The organism is Halomonas sp. RT37 (assembly GCF_040070525.1).
Classification (GTDB): Bacteria; Pseudomonadota; Gammaproteobacteria; order Pseudomonadales; family Halomonadaceae; genus Halomonas; species Halomonas litopenaei.
Window position 1 is genome coordinate 3,273,994 of record NZ_CP098827.1, and the last position, 21,115, is coordinate 3,295,108.

The 21,115-nt window shown below is 65.4% G+C and carries 18 protein-coding genes; 8 read left to right on the forward strand and 10 right to left on the reverse strand.

The annotated features are described in order from the left end of the window. Window positions 1-38: 38 nt before the first annotated feature. A complete protein-coding gene (locus NFG58_RS14315) occupies window positions 39-596 on the reverse strand; it encodes an NUDIX hydrolase (RefSeq protein WP_348826817.1) in 558 nt (185 codons plus the stop codon). A 101-nt stretch (window positions 597-697) separates the two neighbouring features. On the opposite strand from NFG58_RS14315, the gene NFG58_RS14320 reads away from it, so the two are divergent. The 4 genes from NFG58_RS14320 to NFG58_RS14335 all read left to right on the forward strand — a co-directional run bounded on the left by NFG58_RS14320 (window position 698) and on the right by NFG58_RS14335 (window position 4,542). Then, window positions 698-1,330: a CoA pyrophosphatase gene (locus NFG58_RS14320; protein WP_052704359.1), complete on the forward strand. Its 633-nt coding sequence runs from the start codon at window positions 698-700 to the stop codon at window positions 1,328-1,330. A gap of 40 nt (window positions 1,331-1,370) precedes the next feature. Continuing rightward, entirely contained in the window at window positions 1,371-2,030 is a 660-nt protein-coding gene (locus tag NFG58_RS14325; RefSeq protein ID WP_045992895.1) for a 2OG-Fe(II) oxygenase, read from the forward strand. Window positions 2,031-2,042: 12 nt separating this feature from the next. Further along, window positions 2,043-3,677 carry a PAS domain S-box protein gene (locus NFG58_RS14330; RefSeq protein ID WP_348826818.1) on the forward strand — a complete coding sequence of 545 codons (1,635 nt, stop codon included), beginning with the start codon at window positions 2,043-2,045 and terminating at the stop codon, window positions 3,675-3,677. A gap of 193 nt (window positions 3,678-3,870) precedes the next feature. Further along, complete coding sequence (locus tag NFG58_RS14335) at window positions 3,871-4,542, forward strand: response regulator (protein ID WP_045992896.1); 672 nt, start codon at window positions 3,871-3,873, stop codon at window positions 4,540-4,542. Between the two features lie 83 nt (window positions 4,543-4,625). Here the strand turns inward: NFG58_RS14335 and NFG58_RS14340 are convergent, their stop codons facing one another. Then, complete coding sequence (locus NFG58_RS14340; protein WP_045992897.1) at window positions 4,626-5,165, reverse strand: DUF6624 domain-containing protein; 540 nt, start codon at window positions 5,163-5,165, stop codon at window positions 4,626-4,628. Between the two features lie 287 nt (window positions 5,166-5,452). Between NFG58_RS14340 and NFG58_RS14345 the strand changes: the two genes are divergently transcribed. Then, window positions 5,453-5,926, forward strand: coding sequence for a nucleoside deaminase (locus tag NFG58_RS14345; protein ID WP_124804121.1), 474 nt, complete (start codon window positions 5,453-5,455; stop codon window positions 5,924-5,926). Between the two features lie 90 nt (window positions 5,927-6,016). On the opposite strand, the gene NFG58_RS14350 is transcribed toward NFG58_RS14345, so the two are convergent. Continuing rightward, on the reverse strand, window positions 6,017-6,913 hold the full coding sequence (locus NFG58_RS14350; RefSeq protein WP_348826819.1) for an MOSC N-terminal beta barrel domain-containing protein: 897 nt from the start codon (window positions 6,911-6,913) through the stop codon (window positions 6,017-6,019). Between the two features lie 88 nt (window positions 6,914-7,001). Then, a complete protein-coding gene (locus NFG58_RS14355; protein WP_222568545.1) occupies window positions 7,002-7,691 on the reverse strand; it encodes an aspartate/glutamate racemase family protein in 690 nt (229 codons plus the stop codon). Window positions 7,692-7,880: 189 nt separating this feature from the next. On the opposite strand from NFG58_RS14355, the gene NFG58_RS14360 reads away from it, so the two are divergent. Further along, the gene (locus NFG58_RS14360) at window positions 7,881-8,777 is read left to right on the forward strand and encodes a DMT family transporter (protein ID WP_045992901.1); all 897 of its coding nucleotides are present in this window, start codon (window positions 7,881-7,883) and stop codon (window positions 8,775-8,777) included. A 234-nt stretch (window positions 8,778-9,011) separates the two neighbouring features. On the opposite strand, the gene NFG58_RS14365 is transcribed toward NFG58_RS14360, so the two are convergent. The 6 genes from NFG58_RS14365 to NFG58_RS14390 all read right to left on the reverse strand — a co-directional run bounded on the left by NFG58_RS14365 (window position 9,012) and on the right by NFG58_RS14390 (window position 19,050). Continuing rightward, window positions 9,012-9,785 carry an enoyl-CoA hydratase-related protein gene (locus tag NFG58_RS14365; protein WP_348826820.1) on the reverse strand — a complete coding sequence of 258 codons (774 nt, stop codon included), beginning with the start codon at window positions 9,783-9,785 and terminating at the stop codon, window positions 9,012-9,014. Between the two features lie 141 nt (window positions 9,786-9,926). Next, the gene (locus NFG58_RS14370; protein WP_045992903.1) at window positions 9,927-10,778 is read right to left on the reverse strand and encodes a 3-hydroxybutyryl-CoA dehydrogenase; all 852 of its coding nucleotides are present in this window, start codon (window positions 10,776-10,778) and stop codon (window positions 9,927-9,929) included. Window positions 10,779-10,921: 143 nt separating this feature from the next. Then, window positions 10,922-12,550, reverse strand: a complete 1,629-nt coding sequence (locus tag NFG58_RS14375; RefSeq protein WP_045992904.1) for an acyl-CoA synthetase — start codon at window positions 12,548-12,550, stop codon at window positions 10,922-10,924. Window positions 12,551-12,674: 124 nt separating this feature from the next. Continuing rightward, window positions 12,675-14,462 (reverse strand): acyl-CoA dehydrogenase, encoded by a 1,788-nt coding sequence (locus tag NFG58_RS14380; RefSeq protein ID WP_124804127.1) that lies wholly within the window; start codon window positions 14,460-14,462, stop codon window positions 12,675-12,677. A gap of 212 nt (window positions 14,463-14,674) precedes the next feature. Then, complete coding sequence (gene lolA / locus NFG58_RS14385; protein ID WP_045992906.1) at window positions 14,675-15,313, reverse strand: outer membrane lipoprotein chaperone LolA; 639 nt, start codon at window positions 15,311-15,313, stop codon at window positions 14,675-14,677. A gap of 188 nt (window positions 15,314-15,501) precedes the next feature. Beyond that, window positions 15,502-19,050, reverse strand: a complete 3,549-nt coding sequence (locus NFG58_RS14390; RefSeq protein ID WP_348828140.1) for a DNA translocase FtsK 4TM domain-containing protein — start codon at window positions 19,048-19,050, stop codon at window positions 15,502-15,504. Window positions 19,051-19,231: 181 nt separating this feature from the next. Between NFG58_RS14390 and aat the strand changes: the two genes are divergently transcribed. Further along, on the forward strand, window positions 19,232-19,948 hold the full coding sequence (gene aat / locus NFG58_RS14395; protein WP_045992907.1) for a leucyl/phenylalanyl-tRNA--protein transferase: 717 nt from the start codon (window positions 19,232-19,234) through the stop codon (window positions 19,946-19,948). Window positions 19,949-20,046: 98 nt separating this feature from the next. Continuing rightward, on the forward strand, window positions 20,047-20,793 hold the full coding sequence (locus NFG58_RS14400) for an arginyltransferase (RefSeq protein WP_045992908.1): 747 nt from the start codon (window positions 20,047-20,049) through the stop codon (window positions 20,791-20,793). The last annotated feature ends 322 nt before the right edge of the window (window positions 20,794-21,115 follow it).

Sequence of the window (21,115 nt, forward strand, 5' to 3'; positions counted from 1 at the left end):
GGGCAACCCTGGCCCCGGCAAGCCTTGGACGTATGGCGTCAGGCGCTGCCGAAGAAGCGCCTGCGCTGATCCGGTGTGATATCGCTGATGTGCAGCGGGTAGGTCGCGCTTGCGCGGTCCTCGAAGAAGTGACGCAGGGTACGCTCGATGGTGGGAAAGGCCAGTTCGTCCCAAGGCACCTCGTGCTCCTCGAACAGCGCAACTTCAAGACTCTCGGGACCGGCGGCGTAACCTCCATCGAGCTCGGCGAGAAAGATCATGAACACCTGATTGATATGGGGCAGGTCGATCATGGTGTAGAGCCCCGACAGCGCTACCTCGGCGCAGGCCTCCTCGCGAGTCTCGCGCCGTGCTGCGTCCGGGGTGGTCTCGCCGTTTTCCATGAATCCCGCCGGCAGCGTCCAGTAGCCTTCACGCGGCGCGATGGCGCGACGACACAGCAGCACCCGTGACCCGCAAACCGGCAGCGTGCCGGCCACGATGCGCGGGTTCTGGTAGTGGATGGTGCCGCAGTCGTCACACAGGTAACGCGGACGGTCGTCCCCCTCGGGGATGACGAAACGGACGGTCTGCCCGCAATGGCTGCAAAAATTCATGGGCTGCAATCGTTCATGTCGCTCCCGGCTCGGGAATGGAGGACGGGCTTGACGCCACTGCACGGGGCTGGGTACAAGGAGTGAAACCCTGCGGATCCCCCATGTTAGAGAAACTTCGCAAACGCCTGCAAGCGCATTCCCCCCGCCGCCTGACGCTGAAGCTGCCCGAGGCGGCGGTACTCATTCCGTTGGTCGATCGGCCCGAGCCCGGCCTGCTGTTCACCCGCCGCGCAAGCCACCTGTCGACCCACAGCGGCCAGGTCGCCTTTCCGGGCGGCAAGCGGGAGCCTCATGACGCCGACCTGCTGGCCACCGCCCTGCGCGAGTCCGAAGAAGAGATAGGCCTGCCCCCCGGCCAGGTAGAGGTGCTCGGCCAGCTCTCGGATGTGCTGTCGCTGCATGGTCTCAAGGTCACCCCTTTCGTCGGGCTGATTCCGCCGGATCTGCCGCTGGTCCCGGACCAGGGTGAGCTGGACGCGATCTTCGAGGTGCCGCTGTCGCACTTTATCGATGACCAGCGTACCCACACCGACGTGATCCCTGTGGACGGCAACGACATCTATGTGCCGAGCTACCTGATCCCCGCCGATCAGGGCGACGACTACGTGATCTGGGGGCTGTCCGCCATGATGCTGGTGGAGCTGCTGGCCAAGGGATGCGACCTGGACATGAGCCTTTCTCGCCGCCCGGAGGGTAGACTACGCCATCTGCCTCCGAGAAGAGCGCCAAGATGACCAGGCACGGCCCCGCGATGACAAGACGAGCACCGATTTCATGAGCTACCCCGATCCCTGCCCCCTGCCGCCGCAACGGATGGAGGAGCTGGTGGACGCCCTGGTGGAACGCGGCTTCTATGTCGGTGAAGCGATGATCGACGCCGAGCTGTGCCAGGCCTTGCACGCCGAGGTCGAGGGCCGAGCGCACCAGCAGGCCCTGGCCCGGGCCGGCATCGGCCGCGGATCCGACTTCGATACCCGCGAAGACATTCGTGGCGACGCCATCCACTGGCTCGATCGGGAAACCCTGGCCCAGCGCCGCTATCTCGACGCCATGGGCGAACTTCAGCAGAGACTCAACGAGAGCCTGTTTCTCGGCCTGTTCGAGTACGAGGCGCATCTGGCCCGCTATCCTGCCGGAGCCTTCTACCGTCGACATCTCGACAGTTTCCGAGGCCGCGCCAACCGCGTGGTCTCCACGGTAGGCTATCTCAATCCCGACTGGCCGGAAGATGGCGGTGGCGAGATGGTCATCTACGCTGAACAGGACCCGCAGAGGGAGCTCACCAGGGTCGCCCCCAGGGCCGGCACCCTGGTGTGCTTCTTGTCCGAGCAGGTGCCGCATGAAGTACTGCCGACCCGCCAGCCCCGCGCCAGCATCGCCGGCTGGTTCAGACGCAATGCCTCGCTGGGTGGCGTGGTAGACCCGGCTCGCTAGGGCCTGATGACCATGCGCCACGACAGCAACGACGCTAAAGCCTCCAGCGCCGAACCGCGAACCGAAGAGGAACGCTTGCGCCAGCAGGTAGAGGCGCTCAGCGAACGGGTACAGCAGCTCGAACAGGAGAAGCGCCACTATCAGTGGCTGGCCGAGAGCACCACGGATCTGATCTCGCGCCACGACCACAACGGCGTCTTCCTTTACGCCTCCCAGGCCGCCAGGACCCTGCTGGGCTATGATCCTGACGACTTGATCGGTGTATCGGCCTACGACCTCTTCCACCCGGACGATCTGGCGGCGCTGCTGTCCAAGTCCCCTCGTATCTACTACCACGAGGGCTTCTACGAGCAGACCTACCGTTTTCGCACCCGCAGCGGCCACTACATCTGGTTCGAGACCACCAGCCGTACCCGTCGCGACCCCGCTACCGGCGAACTCACCGACGTGCTGTGCGTCTCCCGCGACGTCAGTCGGCGGGTCGAGTCCGAGGCACGCCGCGAGCGTCTGGCAAGGGTGGTGGAATCGACCACCGATTTTGTGCTGTTCTGCGACCAGGACGAACACGTGGTCTACTGCAATCAGGCCGCACGTAGCCTGTTCAGGCTCGACGAAGAAGGCGCAAGCACGACCATTGCCGAACTCTTTGTGCCAACGTCGGCACAAAGATGGCGTGAACAGGTGCTGCCTGCCGTCACCCTGGAGGGGCGCTGGAGTGGCGAGCTGGCCCTGGCGTCACCCTCGGGCGAGATCCCGGTGCTCAGCGTGGTCCAGCTGCACCGTGAACAGGGAGGGCAGACGCGACTGTCGATCCTCAATCGAGATCTCAGTCTGCGCCTGGAGGCGGAGGCCCAGGCACGCCGCCATCAGGAGCAGATCACCCACGCCAATCGCCTGGCGAGCCTGGGTGAACTGGCCACCAATATCGCCCACGAATGCAATCAGCCGCTGGCGGCTATGGGCAACTACGCCAGCGGCGCGCTGATGCAGCTCGAGCGCGACCCCGACCAACCCGCCCACCAACTGGCGCTACCCCTCAACCGCATCAACGATCAGATTCAGCGCCTATCCGAACGCTTCAAGCATATCCGTCGCTTCGTTCGCCGCGGCAGTCTTCACCTCGCGCCCCAGGATCTCGCCGAGATCATTGGCCAGGCCTGCGACCTGTGCGAGCCCCAGTGTCGGCACGAAGGCGTGCATCTGGCGTCACGCCTGGCCCCTGGCCTCGACCCCGTCATGGCCGACGCCATCGGCCTGGAACAGGTACTGGTCAACCTGATACGCAACGCTCTCGACGCCTGTCGCGACATCGCCACTCCGGCCAGGCCTCCGTGCATTCGCCTGGAAGCCTACCCTCTTGGCTCCCGCGAATGCTGCGTGGACATCGTCGACGACGGCCCCGGCGTGGCACCAGAGCAACGCCAGGGCCTGTTTACGCCCTTCGTCAGCGGCCGCAAGGACGGTCTCGGCATGGGGCTATCGATCAGCCTGTCGTTGATCGAGGCCATGGGCGGCAACCTGGTGCTGATCGATGACGTCGACCCACCGAGCGCAGACGCTCTTCCCCCCGCTACCGGTGCGAGACGGCCAGAAGATCCTGACGCGCCACAGGGTGCGCGCTTTCGTATTACCCTGCCCTCCGCCTGAGGGCTTGAACAGCTGATCCCTCGGCGCGTCCCCCGACTTGAGGCGCCAAGCGCCAGCCAGGCGGCGACCAGGCACCAGGCTTTGTACGAAAACCCGGCGACCAGGCATCGCCTGGCACGGTCCCCTTTGGCCAGGGGATCGGCTAGCATAGGGGCCTGCCCGCGAGACTCGCCCAACCAGCGAAGTGACCATCATGCCCGTCGACACTGCTGACCAGCCAACCATCGCCATCATCGACGACGACGATGACCTGCGCGAGTCGCTCGCCTGGCTATTGCAGTCGGTGGGACTTGGCAGTCAGGGCTACGCCAGCGGCGACGCCTTTCTCGCCTCGTCGCGGCACCATGAGGTGCTGCTGCTGGACGTGCGCATGCCCGGCCTCAGCGGTCTGCAGGTCCAGCAGCGGCTGGCCGAGCGAGACCGTTGTCCTCCCCTGATCATGATGACCGGTCACGGTGACGTGCCCATGGCGGTCGCCGCGCTGAAGGCGGGAGCCTTCGACTTCATCGAAAAGCCCTTCAATCAGCAGCAATTGATCGATGTCATCCAGCAGGCGCTGGCCCACCACCAGCACCGGCAGCGGGCCCAGGCCGATCTCGAAGAGCTGCGGCAGCGATATGAAGGGCTGAGGGCCAACGAACAGGCCATTCTGGTCGAGGTGGCCCGCGGGCTTACCAGTCGAGAGATCGCCGAGAAGCTGACGCTGAGCGCCAAGACCGTGGAGGTCTACCGTCAGCGCATCATGAAGACACTCGGCGCCGATAGCCTGGCGCATCTGGTCAGGCTGGCCGTGGCGCTGGGATTGGTGGCAGCACTGCCCGGGCAGGATAGCGACGTCGGCCGAGATGCCGGCGCGCCGTCATGAGTCTGGTGATAAGGGCAGAGTGAGAGGCCACCAACTGGCAGCCGACTCAGTTCGACATGCAGCAGGAAGTGAAGCAAAGCGGTTCAGGCCGAACGCCGTAGCCAGTCATCCGGACCCGCTAACCCCGGTCCCCTCAGCCGTGCCAGACGACTGGACAGCGGCTCCAGCCCGAGCGCCTGACGACGCCGATCGACGTCATCCGGCCGTTCGATGACGCTGGGCACGGGCCAGCCGTCGTCGCCGATCTCGAATTGGGTGCCATAGCGCTGAGGCCGACCGGTCAGGACCCTTATGCGATCCTCGAGAAAGGCCAGCTGCCACCCGGGCGCCTGGCCGGCGGCAACCGCCTGAATCAGTGCAGAACAGCAGCGTTGCATGAAATCCACGTCGAAAACCGCGTGCATCGCGATGTACCAGGCTGCTTCGCTGCCGTCTTCCCCGACGGTGTCCTTGCCCGGCCAGCCGTGACGATCGATGACCGCAGACAGACGCTCGGCGTTGGCCTGATGCAGCGCACGCACTCGCGGATGATAGTCGGCGGAGGGGATCTCCCCCGAGGCCGCGAGTTCATCCAGCAACGCTCTATCCTGCTCGGCCAGCGCCACCATCTGCTGGGCCAACATGGTATTCCTCGTGTTTATGCAACGCACCTCATTTGCAGGCCAGCTTGCCGACAACCTACAGCGTCCTAGGGTTACCCTTCGGCATCAATAGTCGATCCGCCGGGCGCTGCGTAGGAAAATGCCGACGCCAGAAGCATATTTCAGTGAAGAATCACGTATCTGGCTGTCCGTCATCTGACAACTTTGGTCCATGCTAGAGTCAAGCCAAGGCCACAGATATCCCTCCCCGGAGGCATCCTTCCCCAGGCAGGAGGCCGCCCGCGAATCATCTTTATGAGGAATACTGAATGAATTCGACCGATCGTCAGCACCTGCGCCGCTGCGTTGACCTGGCCAGGGAGGCCCTCGAGGCTGGTGATGAGCCGTTCGGCTCGCTGCTGGTGGATCCGCAAGGGCAGGTTCGCTTCGAGGATCGCAACCGCGTCGCCGGCGGTGACGCGACCCGCCACCCCGAATTCGCCATCGCCCGCTGGGCGGCCGAGCACCTCAGCGTCGAAGAGCGAGCGCACTCGACCGTCTATACCTCCGGTGAACACTGCCCCATGTGCGCCGCGGCGCATGGCTGGGTCGGACTCGGACGCATCGTCTACGCCAGCTCCTCAGAACAGCTCGGCCGCTGGCTAGGCGAGTGGCAGGTGGCACCTGCCCCGATCGCCCCGCTGCCGATCCAGACCATCGTGCCGAGTGCCGAGGTGGAGGGGCCGGTTGAGGAGTTTGCCGACGAGATTCGCGAGCTGCACCGGCGGCTCTACCGGAAGTGACGTCGTGATGGAGGACGGGAAGAACGTGAGAGCATCGAGAAGGCGGACAGCGGCGTCGAGTCGTTGGCCGGCAACGCCGGTGATCAACCGTCAGCTCAGGCTCTCGAGCACGTCGCCCACACGCAGGATGGCCCCCACGCCCTGCTCGACGACGGCATTCTGGCCAAAGAAGGCGCCCTTCCAACCGGGCTGGGTATCCATTTCCACCAGGGTCTTCAACGGTTCCTTGGCCGAGGGCGCCTCACCGCTGCGCTGATCCAGGGTGATGATCTTGCAGCGCTTGCATGGCTTGCGCAGGCCGAGGCGATAGCCGGGCCCGGCCAACGAGGCCCAATCCCGTTCGGCGAAGGGATCACCGCCCGACACCACCAGGTTGGGGCGGAAGCGCTCCATCGGCACCGGCGCCTCCCCCTTGGCTTCCAGCCGCTCGTTGAGCGCCGCCAGCGAGGCCTCGGAGGCGATCAGCAGGGGGTAGCCGTCGGCAAAGGCGGTATGCACCACACCGCGTTCCGCCGGCGGCAGAAACTCGGTCTCTACCCAACGGCGCTGCTCGTGGGGCAGGCGCACCAGCCGCAACCGCCGGAAACGTCCCGCTTCGCCCCGGGGTTCTGGCAAGGACTTTGGCAAGGGCTCTGGCAAGGACTTTGCCAGCGCTTCTGCCAGCCAATTCGCCGCACCGTCGCCTTCGTCCAACGCCTGGCATTCGCTCTGCCAGACCCGCACCCGGCGCACCGCCGCCTTCGGCTCGTCCAGTGACAGCACGAGCGGCGCCATCCTCTCGTGGACCAGGCGCAGAGTGTCGGACGACAGTTCGACACCGATGGTCGCCAGGGCGGGGATCTCACGCTGGGTGACGAAACGACCGTCGTCGTCGACCAGCATCCAGCGCCGATCGAAGGCGAGCCCGCGCTCGGTGAGTTCAGCCCGGGACAGCGCGATGCCGCGCAGCGACTTGACGGGGTAACAGGCGAGAGTGGAAAGCTTCATGGGCATCCTTGCCAGAGGGGCATCGTCTCAAGTTGGTGGCATGGGCACTGCACGGTGCCAGTACCAGTGCTAATAACCAGTACCAGTATCAGCCTAGCGCCAGTTCGACGGCCCTGCGGGCGTGAATGGCCGTCGTATCATACAGCGGAATCTCGGTGTCGGCCTGAGCGACCAGCAAGGCGATCTCGGTGCAGCCCAGTATCACCGCTTCCGCACCACCGGCCTTGAGCTCTTCCATGATCGACAGCATCACCTGGCGTGACGCCTGCTCGATTTCACCATGGCAAAGTTCATCGTAGATGATCCGGTGGACCTGATCGCGCTGGGCCTTCTCGGGTACCTGTACCTCGATACCGTAGGCCTCGAGCCGGTCCTTGTAGAAGCCCTGCTCCATGGTAAAACAGGTGCCGAGCAGCCCTACCCGCTTGACCCCGTCGGCGATCAGGGCATCGGCGGTGGCGTCGGCAATGTGCAACAGAGGGATATCCACCGCCTTTTCGATGTCTCGGGCCACCTTGTGCATGGTATTGGTACACAGCACGATAAGGTCCGCGCCCGCCTCCTGAACGCGCCAGGCGGCGTCGGCGAGCAGCCCGGCGGCATCCTCCCAGCGGCCCTGATGCTGAAAGGCCTCGACCTCGGCGAAGTCCAGACTGATCAAGGCAATCTTGGCCGAATGATGTCCACCAAGTGCGCGGTTCACATCCCGATTGATGACCTGGTAGTAGCTCACCGTGGACTCCCAACTCATGCCGCCCAACAGCCCGATGGTCTTCATAGCGCCCTCCCGAGGACTTCCCTGGCCCAGTCAGTGTTGCGGTACCGTCTACTTCAGCATACAAGAGTCATCGGTGGCTCACAGCACCCTCACCCTCAACGGCTTTCCTGTTTCGCGCATCTCGCATACTCTTAGCGGGCTAGCAAAAGTGCTACCACTACCTCCTCCGTCCCACGACAAGGAATCTCGATGACGGCCTCAGACACCCTCAAGCTGGTCCTGCTGTCGAGCCTGTGGGGACTGTCCTTCATCTTCATGCGGGTGGCCTCGCCGGAGTTCGGCGCCGTCCCGGTGGTGATGATCCGCATGGGGGTCGGCGCCCTGCTGCTGCTGCCCCTGCTGGCATCACTGCACTACCTGCGCCAGGTGCGCGACAATATCGGACGCCTGGCGCTGCTCGGCTTCATCAACCACGTGGTGCCGTTTTCACTGCTGGCCCTGGCGACCACCCAGCTCGAGGCAGGCTTCACCTCGCTGATCAACGCCACCACTCCGATCTTCACCGCGCTTATCGGCGCCGCCTGGTTCGCCACGCCGATTCGCCGACGTCAGTACCTGGGTCTGGCGCTGGCCTTCGTCGGTGTCTACGTGCTGTCCGCCGATCGGCTGGACTTCCAGCTGGGCGGCGATGGCTGGTACATCCTGGCGATTCTCGGGGCCACCTTCTGCTATGGCATCGCCGGCAACTATTCGAAGACCCACCTCGGCCATCTGCCGGTACGCGTGCTGGCCGCCGGCAGCTGCTCGATGTCCGGGCTGATGCTGCTGGTACCTGGGCTCCTGATGTGGCCGCAGCAAGCCGTCAGCATCGAGGCCTGGGGCAGCGCCCTGGCCATGGCGGTGCTGTCCACCACTGTCGCCTTTCTGCTGTTCTTCAGCCTGCTGGCCAGCGCCGGGGCTACCGCCGCCTCTACCGTGACCTTTCTGGTACCGGTCAGCGCCCTGCTGTGGGGCTATGTGCTGCTCGACGAGACCCTGGGGCTGCGCACCCTGGTGGGCATGGCCATCACCCTGGCAGGCACCGCTGTGGCCACCGGCATGCTGTCGCCGGGCCGGGACAAGGCCACGCGACCATTGCCCCGCTAGGCGCCCCCAGAACCTTCGCGCCTGAATGACGAAGCGGCCATGGCGTTCGCCATGGCCGCTTCAGTGCTAGGCGCTGTCCGAAAAGTCGACGAGCGAAGGTTAGACAAGGCAAAAATCGGTGAGACAGCGCAGTTTACGGGGTGTAAATGAGCATGTTGATCCGATTTTTAACGCCGTATTACCGAGCGCAGGCACTTTTCAGACAAGCCCTAGCTGAAGGCTTGTGAAAGGGACTCAGAAGTTGGGCTTGCGCTTCTCGACGAAGGCGCTCATGCCTTCGCGCTGCTCGTCGGAGGCGAAGCACAGGGCAAACAGGCTGGTCTCCAGCGCCAGGGCGCTGTCCAGATCCTGGTCCATGCCGTCGTGGATCACCTGCTTGGCACTGCGCACCGCGCCGGGGCCATTGCCGGACAACTGCTTGGTCAGGGTGGCGGCGTAGTCCTCGAGCTCGGCCTGGGACATCACCTGGTTGACCAGGCCAATGCGCAGGGCCTCCTGGGCGTCGATCTTGCGACCGGTGGTGCAAAGGTCAAGCGCCATGGCCGGGCCAACCCGACGTGGCAGACGCTGGGAGCCACCGAAGCCGGGAATGACCCCAAGCAGTACCTCGGGCTGGCCAAACACCGCGTTGTCGCTGGCCACCGCCCAGTCACAGGCCAGCGCCAGCTCGCAGCCGCCGCCGAGGCAGAAGCCGTTGACCAGCGCCACCACCGGCACCGGCAGCGTCTCGAGGCGCTTGATGGTCTTAAGCGCCTGACAAGCGAAGTCGCGCGCCTCGAGCGGGTTCATCTCGCGCATCGCGGTGATGTCGGCACCGGCCACGAAGGACTTCTCGCCGGCGCCGGTGATCAGCACCGCGCGCAGGCCCTCGCGACCTTCGAGCCGATCAAGGATCTCGGCCAGCGCCTCGATGACCTCGCGATTCAGGGCGTTCAACGCCTTGGGACGGTTGATGGTGAGGCGTACCACGCCATCGTTGTCGACCATCTCGACCAGTTGTTCGCTCACGAAATGCTCCTTGTCAGAGTTGTCAGTTGTCGGCGAGGCCCGCCTGGCGTCGGCGGAGCCTGGCGCGTTCGTCACCTTTGGCCCAACCCTAGCGAACGCTTGGTAGGCTCACAAGCCATCCTTTCGGCGCATGCCACCGCCTCAACCGCTGTAGTCGTGAAAGCCGCGGCCACTCTTGCGTCCCAGATAGCCGGCGTCGACCATCCGCTTGAGCAGCGGGCAGGGACGATACTTGGGATCGCCGAAGCCATCGGCCAGCACATTCATGATCGCCAGGCAGACGTCCAGGCCGATCAGGTCGGCCAGCGCCAGCGGGCCCATCGGGTGGGCGGCGCCAAGCTTCATGGCGGTGTCGATGTCTTCAGCGCTGGCCACCCCTTCCTGCACCAGGAAAGCCGCCTCGTTGATCATCGGCACCAGCAGGCGGTTGACCGCGAAGCCTGGGGCGTCGCCGATCGCCACGGCGGTCTTGCCCATGGACTCGGCCAGGGCTTCGACACGGGCCACGGTCGCGTCGCTGGTCTGCTCGGCGCGGATGACCTCGACCAGCTTGAGCACCGGCACCGGGTTGAAGAAGTGCATGCCGACGACTCGTTCTGGCCGCTGGCACACCGCGGCCAGACGGGTCAGCGATAGCGAGGAGGTGTTGGAGGCCAGCACCGCCTCGGGGTTGAGCTCATCGAGCTCCCGGAACAGGCGTTCCTTGAGCTCCGGCGCTTCCGGCGCCGCCTCGATGATCACCCCGCAGTCGGCCAGGGCCTGAAGCGAGTTGACCGTGGTCAGGCGCGCGCGGGCCTCGTCCCGCTGTTCGGCACTTAGCCGCTGCTTTTCCACCAGCTTGGCAAGGCCCTTGTCGATCGCCGCGCTGGCCCGCTCCAGGGCGGCCTCGGCAACATCATAAAGGCTCACCTCGAAGCCGCTTTGCACCAGCACCTGGGCGATGCCCTGCCCCATGGTTCCACCACCGACCACACCGATCCGCGTCTCGCTCACTAGCTTTCTCCCTTGATGGATATTTCCCTCGATCATGACACAACCACGCCGCCCCCGGTCACCCCGACGGCGGCGTCTGATGATCTGCTCCCCGCCCTGTCTCGGGCGGGCTTACCCTGCCATCAGCGGATGGCAGGCGGCGATCAGCTCTCCTTGGCCTGCTGACGCAGCACGAACTTCTGGATCTTGCCGGTCGAGGTCTTCGGCAGTTCGGTGAAGACGACGCGCTTGGGCACCTTGAAGCGCGCAAGCTTGCCCCGACAGTGCTCGATGATGTCCTCTTCGGTCACCTCACCGCTGGTGGCCTTGAGCTTGACGAAGGCGCAGGGGCTTTCGCCCCACTTCTCGTCAGGCTGCGCCACCACCGCGGCCTCTTCCACCGCCGGGTGGGCGTAGAGCGCATCCTCGAGTTCGATGGTGGAGATGTTCTCGCCGCCGGAGATGATGATGTCCTTGGAGCGATCCTTGATCTCGATGTAGCCATCGGCGTGCCACACTGCCAGGTCGCCGGTGTGGTACCAGCCACCATCCAGCGCTTCCCGGGTGGCGGCCTCGTTCTTCAGGTAGCCCTTCATCACATTGTTGCCACGCATCATGATCTCGCCGATGCTCTCGCCGTCCTTGGGCAATGGCTCCAGGGTCACCGGGTCGGCCACGCAAAGCGCCTCCAGCATGTGCCCACGCACGCCCTGGCGGGCCTTGATGCGGGCACGCTCCTCCAGCGGCAGCTCGTCCCAGGCCTCGCGCCAGGCGCACACCGTCACCGGACCATAGACCTCGGTCAGACCATAGACGTGGGTCACATCGATACCGAGTGACTCCACCCCGGCGATCACCGCAGCAGGCGGCGCTGCTCCTGCGGTGGTGGCCTTGACCGGGTGGTCGATGGCGCGACGCTGGGACTCGTCCAGATTGACCAGTCCGTTGAGCACGATCGGCGCACCGCTGAAGTGGGTCACCTTCTCGTCGGCGATCAGTTCCATGATCTTCTTCGGGTCGACCTTGCGCAGGCAGACGTTGACCCCGGCGTTGGCGGCGATGGTCCAGGGGAAACACCAGCCGTTGCAGTGGAACATCGGCAGCGTCCACAGGTACACCGGGTGATGTGGCATCGCCCACTCGAGGATGTTGCTCACGGCGTTGAGGTAGGCGCCGCGATGGTGATAGACCACGCCCTTGGGCTTACCGGTGGTACCGGAGGTGTAGTTCAGCGAGATGGCGTCCCACTCGTCTTCGGGCAGGCGATAGGGGTAGTCGGCGTCACCTTCGGCCAGCAGGTCCTCGTACTCGATCTCGCCCAGGCGCTCGGCCTGGCCCTCGAACTCGGGATCCAGCACGTCGATGATCAGAGGCGGTTTATCGAGGCCCTTGATCGCCTCACGTACCACCTCGACAAACTCCGGGTCCACCAGGATCGCCCGGGTCTCGGCGTGTTCCAGCATGTAGGCAATCGCCGAGGCATCGAGACGGATATTCAGAGTGTTGAGTACGCAACCGGCCAGGGGCACGCCAAAGTGAGCCTCGAACATCGCCGGCACATTGGGCAGCATCACCGACACCGTATCCCCCTTGCCGAGCCCACGACGCTCCAGCGCCGAGGCCAGTCGCCGGCAGCGCTGCCAGGTGGTGGCCCAGTCGCGGCGCGTCTGGCCGTGGACCACCGCCGGCAGGTCCGGATAGACGCTGGCCGCGCGTTCGATGAAGGTCAACGGCGAGATCGCCACGTGGTTGGCCGCGTTGCGCGGCATGCCCTGGTCGTAGATGTTGCTCATTAGACACTCCTGATTGAAGGTCGCATGCGTAGCCACTGGCGGCCTGCGCCTCGCTACGAGGGAAATGACGATGGCCGATCCTGAACAGAAGATAGCCGCCGGTGGACACCGACGGCCAATCGGTTCAGCCAAGCGATACGCCAAGCAGTTCGTCGAAGCCAGCCTCGATGACGCGACGCTGGGCGCACCCCTCGGGGAGCCACTGGCGCACGGCGAAGTCGGCACAGGCCAGCTTGCGCCGGTAGAAGTCGTCGTCGCTGCCGGCGTCCAGCGCGGCCCGGGCGATGATCGCCGCGCGCCCCATCTGCCAGGCGCACAGTACGTGGCCGGTCAGCGACAGAAGCGGTGTGGCGTAGGCCTGGATGGCGTCGGCGCCGCGTTCGGCGTCTGCCCCCGCCTCCAGCACCAGGGCCGCACAGGCACGCAGATCCTCGGCACCGGCGGCAAGCTCTGCCCCCAGCGGAGCAAGAGAAGAATGGGCTGACAGCGCTTCGGCGGTGGCCTGCACTTCGTCGATCAGCAGTGACAAGGCCGCGCCGCCATCGCGCTGGAGCTTGCGACCCGCCAGATCGAGCGCCTGGATGCCGTTGGTGCCCTCGTAGATCGGTGCGATACGCACGTCCCGCAACAGTTGCGCGGCGCCGGTCTCCTCGATGAAGCCCATGCCGCCGTGGACCTGAACACCCAACGAGGCGATGTCCACCGCCTGGTCGGTGGAGAAGCCCTTGACCACCGGGATCAGCACCTCGGCCCGCGCCTGGGCCTCGCGACGGCGCGGTTCGTCCTCATGGTGACGAGCCACGTCGAGTTGCTGAGCGCACAGCAGCGCCAGCGCCCTCAGAGCGTCGGTGCGCGCCCGCATCGACAGCAGCATGCGGCGCACGTCCAGGTGCTCGCCGATGGTGCATGGCTCGCCTCCGCGGGACGGTGGTGTGCGTCCCTGGGAGCGATCGTTGGCGTAGGCCAGGGCGTGCTGGCAGGCACGCTCGGCGACACCGATACCCTGGATACCGACCTTGTGGCGAGCCTCGTTCATCATCGTGAACATGTGGTTGAGGCCGCGCCCGGCCTCCCCCACCAGATAGCCGACGGCGCCGTCCTTCTCGCCGAAGCTGAGGGTGCAGGTGGGACTGCCGTGGATGCCCATCTTGTGTTCGATGGAGGCACATACCACGTCGTTGCGCTCGCCAAGCGAGCCGTCCTCATTGACCAGGAACTTGGGCACCAGAAACAGCGAGATGCCCTTGTTGCCCTCGGGGGCGTCGGGGGTGCGCGCCAGCACCAGGTGGATGATGTTCTCGGCGGCCTCGTGTTCGCCCCAGGTGATGAAGATCTTCTGGCCGAACAGCCGGTAGTGATCGCCTTCCGGCACCGCGCGGGTGCGCACCCGAGACAGGTCCGAGCCGGCCTGAGGCTCGGTCAGGTTCATGGTGCCGGTCCAGCTGCCTTCTACCAGACGCGCCAGGTAAAGCTGCTGGAGTTCGTCGCTGCCATGGTGAGCCAGCGCCTCGATGGCACCCGCGGTCAGCATCGGACACAGGCCCAGCGCCATGTTGGCGCCATGCAGCATCTCCTGCACGCTGCTGGCCACCACCTCGGGCAGCCCCTGACCGCCACGCTCCTCGGACACACCGATCCCGTTCCAGCCGCCCTCGGCGTAGGCCTGGTAGGCCTCGGCGAAGCCGTCGGGCAGTGTCACGCTGCCGTCTTCCAGCCGGCTGCAGCCCTGGCGATCACCACTGGCATTGAGCGGCGCCCAGACATCAGAGGCGAGCTTGGCGGCCTCCTCGAGTACAGCGTCGACCAGCTCGGGGCCAACCTCGGCAAAGGGGGCCAGGTTCAAGGACTCGTGCTCGAGCATTTCCGACAGCACGAAGGACAGGTCTCGCAGGGGAGCGGCGTAGGGATACATGGGGCACCTCGTGAAAACGATACCCGGGATAGTAGTTTCCCTAGTCGGCTCACACTATTGGGCCAAGGTCGCAGTAGACTTCAGGGTTGATCGGGGACAAGCGGCGTGCTCGATAGCGCACGGTAAGGAGGGAACGGACAGAAAATGGGAGGCCGTGGAAAAGGTGCGGAAGGGAGGCCGCCGCCGAGCGTGATCGGCGGCGGCAGGTGTGATCAGCGGGTCTGGCGAATCACGTCGGTACCCTCAGGCACCTCGAAGCGGTAGCGCTGGTCATCGATGTTGCCGTTCTGCTCGGCGTTATCGAAGGCGATGGCGGTACGCTGACCGGTGCTGTCGGTCATCTCCAGCGCCGCCAGCTGCTCGCTGTAGAAGGTCAGGCGCAGGCTTTCGAACAGGGTGTCCGAAGCCTTGGGCTCCAGGGTGAAGGTCTCGGCGGTGCCTTGCTGCGAGCTCTTGACCTCGTAGCTGTCGGTGAGCTCATTGGCGCTGCCGGACAGCAGCAGAGCCGGGGTGTGGGTGATGCGCTCATCCAGCGGCTGGATGGTGGCCTGCTCGAGATCGGGGTCATAGAGGGTGACCTCGTCGCCGTCCGACACCACGATCTGCTCGTAAGGTGCCTTGACCTCCCAGCGGAACTTGCCGGGGCGCGACAGCCACATGTGCCCTTCGGTCTGCTGCAGGCGCTGGCCACTGCCGTCGAGGATCTGCTGCTCGAAGTCGGCGGAATAGGTGTTCAACGGCTCCAGCATTCGGGTCAGGCGCTCAGCGCCGTCGGCCAGGGCGGTGGCGGGGATCGCCAGCGCCAGGGCCAGCGTGGCAAGACCGGAACTCAAGGTAAGGCGTGCGGGCATAGCGTCTCTCCGTCGAAATCGTCGAAATCCTTGTCGCGCCGGAGCGGCTCCGGCGCCGGGAGGATGTCCGTTTGAGTCCAGTATGCCTGGCAAGTTGCCGCTGAACCCGGTCGTGACACCCTCTTGCATGGTGATTACATCCTGACGCGACACTGTCCCCAAATGGAGACAGTGTCGCGCCGATCGGGTTAGCCTGCGGTGGGCGGCGGTGCCAGCACCTCTCGCCCGCCGTTGCTGCCCATGGACGATACCACCCCGGCCATCTCCATGGCCTCGACCAGGCGTGCGGCGCGGTTGTAGCCGATCTTGAAGCGCCGCTGGACCGCCGAGATCGAGGCTCGGCGCGTCTCGGTGACGAAGGCCACGGCCTCGTCATAGAGGGCGTCCTGCTCGGCGTCGCTGTCATCGCCGGTGCCTTCGGCCTCGAGCCCGGTCAGTGCATCGGCGGAAACACCACCGGAGAGGATCTCGTCGATGTACTCGGGCTCGCCGCGCCGCTTCCAGTCTTCCACCACCCGGTGCACCTCATCGTCATCGACGAAGGCGCCGTGCACGCGGGTCGGCTGACCCGAGCCCGCCGGCAAGTAGAGCATGTCACCATGGCCCAGCAGGTTCTCGGCGCCGCCCTGATCGAGGATGGTGCGGGAGTCGACCCGCGACGACACCTGGAAGGCCATGCGGGTGGGGATGTTGGCCTTGATCAGGCCGGTGACCACATCCACCGAGGGACGCTGGGTCGCCAGCACCAGATGGATACCGGCGGCGCGGGCCTTCTGCGCCAGTCGGGCGATCAGCTCCTCGACCTTCTTGCCGACGATCATGAACATGTCGGCAAATTCGTCGATCACCACCACGATGTAGGGCAGCTTTTCCAGCACCGGCGGGGTCTGGTGCATCTCCCAGGGCTGGGGCTCCCACAATGGATCGGCCACCTGGGCACCGGCCCGCTCGGCCTCATCGAGCTTGCTGTTGAAGCCGGCGATGTTGCGCACTCCCATGGCGGCCATCAGCTTGTAGCGACGCTCCATTTCGGCCACGCACCAGCGCAGGGCGTTGGCGGCCTCCTTCATGTCGGTGACCACCGGCGCCAGCAGGTGCGGGATACCGTCATAGACCGACAGCTCCAGCATCTTGGGATCGACCATGATCAGCCGAAGCTCGTCGGGGGTCGCCTTGAGCAGCATCGAGATCAGCATGGCGTTGACCCCGACCGACTTGCCCGAGCCGGTGGTACCGGCGACCAGCACGTGGGGCATCTTGCCCAGGTTGGCCACCACCGCGGCGCCGCCGATGTCCTGACCCAGCGCCATGGTGAGACCGGAGGCCTCGTGCTGGTAACGGTCCGAGTCGATCACCTCACGCAGGCGGATCATCGCGCGATTGGGGTTGGGGATCTCGATACCCACGGTGGGACGGCCGGGTATCACCTCCACCACGCGTACGCTCTTGACCATCAGCGAACGCGCCAGGTCCTTGGCCAGGTTGCTGATCTTGGAGACCTTCACCCCCGCTGCCGGCTTGATCTCGAAGCGGGTGATGACCGGGCCCGGCCAGGTATCGACGACCTCGGCCTTGACGCCGTATTCGCGCAGGCGCATCTCGAGCAACTCCGCCATGTCGGCCAGTTGCTGCTCGGTGTAGTTGGGCTGATGCGGCTCCGGCGGGGTCAATAGCCTGAGGCTTGGCAGCTCGCCGTCGGGTTCCGGCAGGTCATCGAAACCGGGACGCTGGCTTTGCAGGTGCTCTACCGTCCACAGCGTCGGGCCGTCGTTGTCGGCGGCCTCACGGGCTTGCTCGGCGGTAGCCACACGTCCTTCGCCCACGCTGTCGTGGCCTCCGCCAACATTCGCGCCCGCGGCGTCGTGACCTGGCTCAGCGCGGGGAGGCTCGGCCGGCGTGCCGGCGTCGCTGCGGGCCGCTTCCTGCTGCACGCGCTGACCAGCATCCTGACCAGCGTCCTCAGCAGAAGACGGACGGGGAGAAGAACTGGGGGCCTGGCTCGAGACACTACGCGGCGCCTCATGGGTGGCCGCCAACAGACCGGCACCCGCCCCTGCAGCGATGGCGCCGCCAGCCAGGGCACCACCGTCATCAGGCAGCACCGGCTCGGGGATTTCCTCGGCACGACGCTCCTCCCGACGAGGCTGCGTCTGGTGGCTCGACGGCTCCTCCCCGTGAGCGGGCTCTTCCCGACGCGGCTCCTGTGGAGCGGCGGGCGCCGGCGCGGACGGCGCAGCCTCGGACTCCTGAGAAGAGCTAGGCACGGCTGGCGCGGCTTCGGGCGCAGTTTCGGGCGCCTGCGGAGAGCGCGCCTGTGAAGAGCGCGCCTGTGAAGAGCCAGGCCCGGCGGGCGCGGCCCCGGGCGCCTGTGGAGAGCGCTCCTGTTGAGAGCCCTGCGCGGCTGGCGCGGCACCGGGCGCCTGCGGAGAGCGCGCCTGAGAAGTGCCAGGCGCGGTTTCGGGCGCCTGTGGAGAGCGCGCCTGTGGAGAGCGTGCCTGTGGAGAGCGTGCCTGAGCAGTAGGCCCGGCTTCGGGGGCCTCTAAAGAGCTCGGCTCGCTTGCACGTTCAGGCGAAGGCACCGGCGCATCCCTCTCTGCACGCAGCGACATCGGCTCTTCTGCCCTTGCCGCCGAAGGTGCCCCTGCCGCAAAACTGCCGCCCAGGGTCGGCTCTCGCCGCTCTCTGGAAGCCGTGGGCTCCGGGGCCAGGGTCGGCTCTCGCCGCCCGCCCTCAGGTTCGGTGGGACGGGTGTCCCGCGGCGTTGTGGTGCCGTCCTGAACGCTACCTTCATGGCGACGGCGAGGCGCGGCCTCGGCAAAGCGTTCGGTATAGGCAGCGCCAGGCTGCTTGGCCGACGGCGTGGATTCCGCCACGTCCCAGGGAATATCGGTGTTGCCGTCGTCGCCCATGGACGACCCCGCGGCCTCATTCAGGTCGGTCGGTGTCCCCTTGCCGCGCAGGCGCTGCCACAAGGAGGGCCGGGGCGTCGTATCGCTTTCCTCGCCATCTTCGCTGTCGATCGGCGATGACGCCTTGGCCCTGGGCTCAGGTGCACTGTGCTGGTCAGCGCTCTGCCCTGCGTCGTCCTCGTCTTTAGACGATGCGAAGCGGGACTTGAGCCAGCGTCCCAGCAACAGACAACGGTGGCCCGCCTCGTCCATGACATTGAGCCAGGACAACCCGGTAAACAGCGGCATTCCGCCCAGGATAGCGACAACGGCGAGCAGACCTGTTCCGCCGACGCCCACCAGTGGCCGCAGGGCGCCGACCAGCCCGACTCCGAGGATGCCACCGGTGGAGTATGGCAACACGCTGTCGGGCTGATGGAAGTAGAGCGCCCCCAGGGTGGTGCACCCCAGCAGCAGCAGAATCAGCCCGCCGCAGCGCACGGCCAGGGCGGTCGCATCCCACTCGAACTCCACTCGACGGGAACGGATCAGATACCAGGCGGCAAACGCCAGCATGCCTGGCCACCACAGGGCGCTGATGCCAAACAACGAATACAGCACGTCGGCGAGCCAGGCCCCGATGGGGCCCATCCAGTTGGCCACCGCGGTCTCGGGGCCACTGCTCGACCAGCCGGGGTCCGCCGGCTCGAAGCTGAACAGTGCCAGCAGCAGGAATACGCAGGCAGCCAGCAGTACGATGATCACACCTTCCCTGGCAGAGCCATGCAGACGCAACCCGACCTTGCGGGCGGTCTCCTTGGCGGCTGCCGCCGTCGCGCGCGACGACATGGACTTCTTGTTGGCACTCAAACGGCCTTCCCCTTGCGCCATAACGGCGTCTTCCATCCTTCTGACTGGCGGTCATGATACCGAGCCAGCCGGTGAGCGAATAGGCCCAGCATACCTTGAGCGAAGCGCGGGCTGGGGGCACACTGCCCCATCTTCCACCCGGTATTGCAAAGGGAGCCCCATGCTGCCCTGGCTCAACGAACATCCAGTGACCTTTCCTTCGGTCGATATTGCCCTCGACGACCCGGACGGCCTGCTGGCCGCTGGCGGCGGGCTATCTCCCGAATGGCTGATAGAGGCCTACCGCCGCGGAATCTTCCCCTGGTACAGCGACGACCAGCCGATTCTCTGGTGGAGCCCCGATCCGCGCATGGTGTTGCACCCCGAAGAGCTACGCGTGCGCCGAAGCCTCGCCAAGCGGCTACGCAACGGGGGCTTTCGCGCCACCGCCGACCAGGCGTTCGACGCCGTCATCGACGCCTGTGCTGCACCGCGCAACGATGGTCATGCGTCAGGCACCTGGATCACCGATGAAATGCGTGACGCCTACTGCGACCTGCACCGGGAGGGGGTCGCTCACTCGGTGGAAATCTGGCGTGACGACCGACTGGTCGGCGGGCTCTATGGTGTCGCCCTGGGACCGGTGTTTTTCGGCGAATCGATGTTCAGCCGCGAGGCCGATGCCTCCAAGATCGCCCTGGTGCATCTGGCCCGCGCCATGGCGGCCGGCGGCGGGCGTCTGATCGACTGCCAGATGCACACGCCCCACCTGGCCAGCCTCGGCGCTCGAGGTATCGCTCGATCAGCCTTCATCGGCTATCTTGAGAGGTGGCTGGATGATCTGGACCGAGACAGCCTGACTACGCCGGCATGGTCATTCACCGGCATCGGTGAATGACCTGGTATCAGAAGGCCATGTATGACGACCACCATTGACACGACCCATACCAACGCCTGATCCATCACTCGATGCCATCCGACAGGGAGACGGCAGCCTTGAGCAGCAATACACCGCGTCAACCCGTACGCGACCTGCGGTTCTTTCTTACTGTGCCGCACGCCTGCAGCTATCTGCCGGGCAAGGAAGCGACCACCCTGTTCCTGGATCCCAAGGAATCCCCGGGACAGGGCGTATATGACGCGCTTACGCTACTTGGCTTCCGTCGCAGCGGTCTGCATCTTTACCGCCCTCACTGTGAAGGCTGCCACGCCTGCATCTCCGTGCGAATCCCGGTAGCGGACTTTAGCCCCAATCGCACCCAGCGACGCCTGATGCGGCGCAATGCCGACCTGACCATCGAGGTGGTGCCGGCGCAGTTCGACTCCCGCCACTACGACCTCTACGCCCGCTATATCTGCACGCGCCACCATGACGGCGACATGTTCCCACCGAGTCACGAGCAGTACCGTACCTTCCTGAGCCTCGATCAGCCCTACGCGAGACTGCTGGAGATGCGCCTGGACGGAAAGCTGGTAGCGGTATCGGCCTTCGACGAGCTGCGCCATGGCTTGTCCGCCATCTACACCTTCTTCGACCCGGACCACAGCCTCGAGCGCCGTTCTCTTGGCACCCAGGCTGTGCTGGCTCTGATCCAGATGGCATCCCTGAAGGGACTCCCCCACGTCTATCTGGGCTACTGGATCGAGGAGTGCCGCAAGATGAGCTACAAGAGCAGCTTCTCGCCCCTCGAGCGCCTGGATGGCCGGCTCTGGCGACGACTGGTACCGATCGACAGCGAGTAATCGCCCAACCTGATAGCTCAAGCACGTTCTCTGCTCTCTAGAGAGCGGCAAAATATCGCTCACCTTGCTGATCCTTGAGAGCTAACCTGCCATCTGCCTTTGCCATCTGCCTCCGGGGATACTGGAAAGCGGCAGAATATCGCGCACTTTGAGGGGCTAGCCTGCTATCAATGGCCATCTGCCTTTGCCATCTGCTTCCGAGGATACTGGAAAGCGGCAGAATATCGTGAACTTTGCTTATCCTTGAGAGCTAACCTGCCATCTGCCTTTGCCATCTGCCTCCGGGGATACTGGAAATCGGCAGAATATCGCGCACTTTGAG